4 protein-coding genes are annotated in these 4,510 nt (G+C 34.5%); 2 read left to right on the top strand and 2 right to left on the bottom strand.

Annotated elements, in window-relative coordinates; translation table 11 throughout:
• Together SOY52_RS02770 and hflK are read right to left on the bottom strand one after the other, a co-directional pair.
• On the bottom strand, positions 1-316 hold a 316-nt coding region (locus SOY52_RS02770), incomplete at its 3' end, for an SPFH domain-containing protein (RefSeq protein WP_320847460.1).
• Positions 313-1,287 carry an FtsH protease activity modulator HflK gene (hflK, locus tag SOY52_RS02765; RefSeq protein ID WP_320847459.1) on the bottom strand — a complete coding sequence of 325 codons (975 nt, stop codon included), beginning with the start codon at positions 1,285-1,287 and terminating at the stop codon, positions 313-315. The genes SOY52_RS02770 and hflK, both read right to left, overlap by 4 nt.
• Before the next feature lie 155 nt (positions 1,288-1,442).
• Between hflK and metG the strand changes: the two genes are divergently transcribed.
• On the top strand, positions 1,443-3,668 hold the full coding sequence (gene metG, locus SOY52_RS02760; protein WP_320847458.1) for a methionine--tRNA ligase: 2,226 nt from the start codon (positions 1,443-1,445) through the stop codon (positions 3,666-3,668).
• The coding region (locus tag SOY52_RS02755) for a lipid II:glycine glycyltransferase FemX (protein ID WP_320847457.1) at positions 3,652-4,510 on the top strand (859 nt) is incomplete at its 3' end. The genes metG and SOY52_RS02755, both read left to right, overlap by 17 nt.

The raw sequence follows: 4,510 nt of genomic DNA, 5'->3' as shown, positions 1-4,510 counted from the left end.
CAACTGTTTCATAGAAGAGAGCAACATCACTAATATACCATCTTGCTGTAGCATCAACCCAAATAAATTGATTTTCTTTAGTTGGGATTCTTTGTGCATCCCCATCCCAGCTTAAAAGTTTTTTAGTATATTTAGTAACATTATCAACAACTGGCATCTTAAATTTAAGACCTGAAGTTGTTTGAGTATCAACAACTTTACCAAAACGAGTAACGATTGCCTGTTCACCTTCCTCAAGAATATAGAAAGGACCTAACATTAAAAAGATGACGAGTAATACAGCTAGTACAACTAAAGTAGTTACTAATTTCTTCATTTTGCACCTCCTAATGTTTTAATTGGTAGAAACTGTGAAAGATTTTTATCAACAAGAGTAATATTCTTATCCTTTAATATTTCATCCATAGTTTCTAAGTAGAGACGCTTAGAAGTAATATCCTTACTTTCTTCATATGCTTCAGCTAAAGCTGTAAATCTTGCTGCATCACCAGTTGCCGTATTTACTCTTTCAGCAGCATAACCTTGAGCTTGTAAAATTAACTTACTAGCTTCACCCTGAGCTGCAGGGATTTCTTGGTTATAGAACTCTTTACCTTCGTTAATATATCTATTCATATCTTGAATAGCTTTGTTAACATCTTCAAATGCATCCTGTACATCACCCTCTGGCGGAACAATGTTTTGTAGCTTTACAGTAACAATTTGAATACCAAAGTTGTAGCGATCAAAGATTTCTTGCATATTCTGCTGAGCTTCAATTTCTATCTGAGTTCTTAAGTTAGTCATTACAGATAAAATAGGTAAGTCACCAACAAGTGCATTCATTACTGATTGAGAAATATCTCTGATAGTTGTTTCTCTATTTTCAACATTAAATAACCAGCTCTTTGGATCATTGATTTTGTATTGAACAATCCACTCTACATCAACAATGTTTAAGTCTCCAGTTAACATTGTTGATTCACTCTTGTAGCTTGAAGCACCTTTTAAACCAGTTCCAGTTCTATCATTCGCACGATAACCAAAGGTTAAAGTTTGAACAACCTGAGTTGGTACGATATGAACAGTATCAATTCCAAAAGGAATTTTTGTTTGAAGACCAGGACCTACTGTCCTATTATATTTACCAAGTCTAAGGACAACAGCTTGCTCAGTTTGATCAACAACAAAGAATGAAGATGCTGCGGCACCAACTAGCAGAGCGATAATTAGTGCAACAATAATAATTTTAGGTGAGAGAGAAAAACCACGTTTTGCAGGTCTCACGACTTTTTCTTCTTCGTCCACACTTAATCTCCCATTTTTTTAACAAAATATAAGATTAAAGTAGACTAATTAAGAGGTAACGGCAAGTGTAATATAGTTTTTATTTTCAATTACCTTGCAAAAAAGAGGGTAAATCTTTATCCTGTTATAAGTTTTAAATAAAGTAGGTGGATTTAATGAAAAAGAGATTAATCACTTCAGCACTTCCATATGTAAATAATATACCTCATCTTGGTAACCTAACTCAGGTTTTATCTGCAGATGTATTTGCTCGTTTCTGTCGTTTAAGAGGTTATGAAACACTTTATATTTGTGGTACTGATGAATATGGTACAGCAAGTGAAACAAGAGCTTTAAAAGAAGGGGTAACCCCTAGAGAGCTTTGTGACCACTATCATGCAATTCATAGAGATATTTATAAATGGTTTAATATTTCCTTTGATTACTTTGGAAGAACTAGTACTCAAAAGCAAACAGAAATAGTACAAGCAATCTTTAATGAAGTTGATAAACATGGTTATATTACTGAGCGTGAAATTGAACAGTTATACTGTCCAAAGTGTGGACGCTTCTTAGCAGATAGATTTGTTGAAGGAACTTGTCCTCACTGTGGTTCAGAAGGCGCTCGTGGTGACCAGTGTGATGCATGTCAGACCCTTTTAGAGCCAACAGAGTTAATTAACCCACATTGTTCTGTATGTGGTACAACTCCAGAGGTAAGAAAGACAAAACACCTCTATATTGATCTTCCAAAAGCACTTCCTTTACTTAAGGAGTGGATGGAGAAGGCTTCAGTTGAAGGATTTTGGGCTAAGAATGCAATTCAGCTTACTAACTCATGGATTCGTGATGGCTTAAAGGAAAGATGTATTACTCGTGACCTTAAGTGGGGTATTCCAGTACCAAAAGAAGGTTATGAAAATAAAGTATTCTATGTATGGTTTGATGCTCCTATTGGTTATATTTCTATTACAGCTAACTATACAGATAACTGGAAGTATTGGTGGCAAGATCCTGAAAACACTGAGCTTTTCCAATTTATCGGTAAGGATAATATTCCTTTCCATACTGTAATTTTCCCATCCTCATTACTTGCAACAGGTGAAAACTGGACAATGCTTCACCATATGTCCTCTACTGAGTATTTAAACTATGAAGGTGGTAAGTTCAGTAAATCACTTGGTATTGGTGTCTTTGGTAATGACGTTCAGGAAACAGGAATCCCTGCAGATGTTTGGAGATTCTATATGTTCTTCAATCGCCCTGAAAAGAGTGATGTTAACTTCTCTTGGGCTGATTTCCAGGAAAAAGTTAATGGTGAGTTAATTGGTAACCTCTCTAACCTTGTTAATAGAACCTTAACATTCGTTTCAAGATTCTATGATGGTAAAATCCCAGAGGGTAGTCTTGATGAAGAGTTAGTTGCTCAAATTAAGGCAAAGGAAGAAGAAATTACAAATCTCTTAGAGAGAGCAGAAGAAAGAGATGCACTTCGTGCAATCTTTGCTCTTTCAGATATTGGTAACAAGGCTTTTCAAGCAGGTGAACCATGGAAGATGAGAAAAGAAGATCCAGCTAAGGCTGCATCACTTTTAAGAACTCTTTGCTTCTTAATCCGTGACCTTGCTGTTATGATTCAGCCATATATGCCTACAACAAGTAAGACTATTCTTTCCTTCTTCTCTAAAGTAGATGCATCTTGGGACCAAGTATCATCATTTGAGGGTGTTGAGACTATTTCTGGTGTAACACTCCTTTTCTCAAAGCTTGAAGATGATTTTGTTAATGCTTTAAAGGAAAAGTATTCTGGTTCTCAAGAAGAAAGACAGAAAGAAGTTAAAGAGAAAAAGACAAATAAGGAAGAAAAGAAAATGAATAATAGTGAAGAAAAAGAGATGAGCATTGCAGATCAATTTGCTCACAAAGTAATTCTAAAGGTTAGTAAGATTGTTAATGTTGAAAAGCACCCTAATGGTGATATCCTCTATATCTTAAAGCTTGATTGCGGCGAGAGTGAGGAGAGAACAATTGTATCATCAATTGTACCTTACTACACACCAGAAGAGCTTCTTGGCCACAACATCGTATTAGTATCTAACCTCAAGCCAGCTAACTTCAGAGGTGTTAAGAGCTATGGTATGCTTCTTGCTGCAAGTGATCCAGATGCTCCAGAGCACACAACTTGTGAAGTACTCTTTGCCGATGAATTTGAGCCAGGAACAGTGCTTGAATTTGATAACCAAGGTGAAGTAGAGAAGGTAACAACATATGTTAAGCCTGATCATTTCTTTGCTCTCCCAATTTATGCAGAAAATGGTGAGATTAAAGTCGATGGTAAAGCACTTGGCTTTGGTGGTAAACACCTTACTTCTAAGAAGTATTTAAATGGACCAGTTGGTTAATATTAACGAAATACCACTTTCAAAATTAAGTTGTGAAAGTGTATTTCAATCTCCATTTTGGTCTTTTGTTAAAGCACCTTTATGGTCTTCATATGCCTTCAGCTACAAAACAAAAAGTGCTGAAGGCACTTTTCTAATTTTAGTAAGAAAGATATTTTTATCATATTCAATTGCTTACATACCATTTAATTTAAATAATCTAGATTGCAATGTGCTCTGCGAAATAGCAAAAAAGGTTAAAAAAGTAATTAAAGAAAATGTTATTTTACTTCGCTTTGATTTACCATACTACTCTGATAATTTTATTTTTAATAAGAAATTACATCGTTGCAAATATTCAATACAACCAGAGAGTTCAATAGTAATTAATCTAACTCAAGAGCTTTCATTTAAAAAAAGGGTATATAGGAATTTAAAGAAGGAAGAAGGTGTAGCAATTTCTCTTTGGAATGGAGATGATAAAGATTTTTCTGCTTGGTATGATAGCTATGTAGAAACATCAAAACGGGATAAATTCCAAGCTAGAAGTAAAGCGTACATCAAGAAGTTTTTTAACTATAATAAAGACGATGTTAAACCTCTTTTATACCTTGCAAAGTATCAAGAAAAAGTAATTGGTGGAATACTTAATTTACGAAATGATAGTGAGGAAGTATATCTATTTGGTTCCTCTTCCTTTATTAAGGATGGTGTTTCTTGTGGATATTCTTTACAAACATATGCTATTGAAAAAGCCAAAAAAGATAATGTAACGCGTTACGATCTTTTTGGAATTGATAATAAACATTTAAGTAAGCTAGTTACATTTAAATCTTCTTTTGGAGGGGAATTAGTAAATAGAG

The organism is Bullifex sp. (genome assembly GCF_034103065.1).
Taxonomy (GTDB): domain Bacteria; phylum Spirochaetota; class Spirochaetia; order Sphaerochaetales; family Sphaerochaetaceae; genus Bullifex.
The sequence above is the reverse complement of the archived record's forward strand: the minus strand, read 5'-3'. Positions and strand labels throughout refer to the sequence as shown.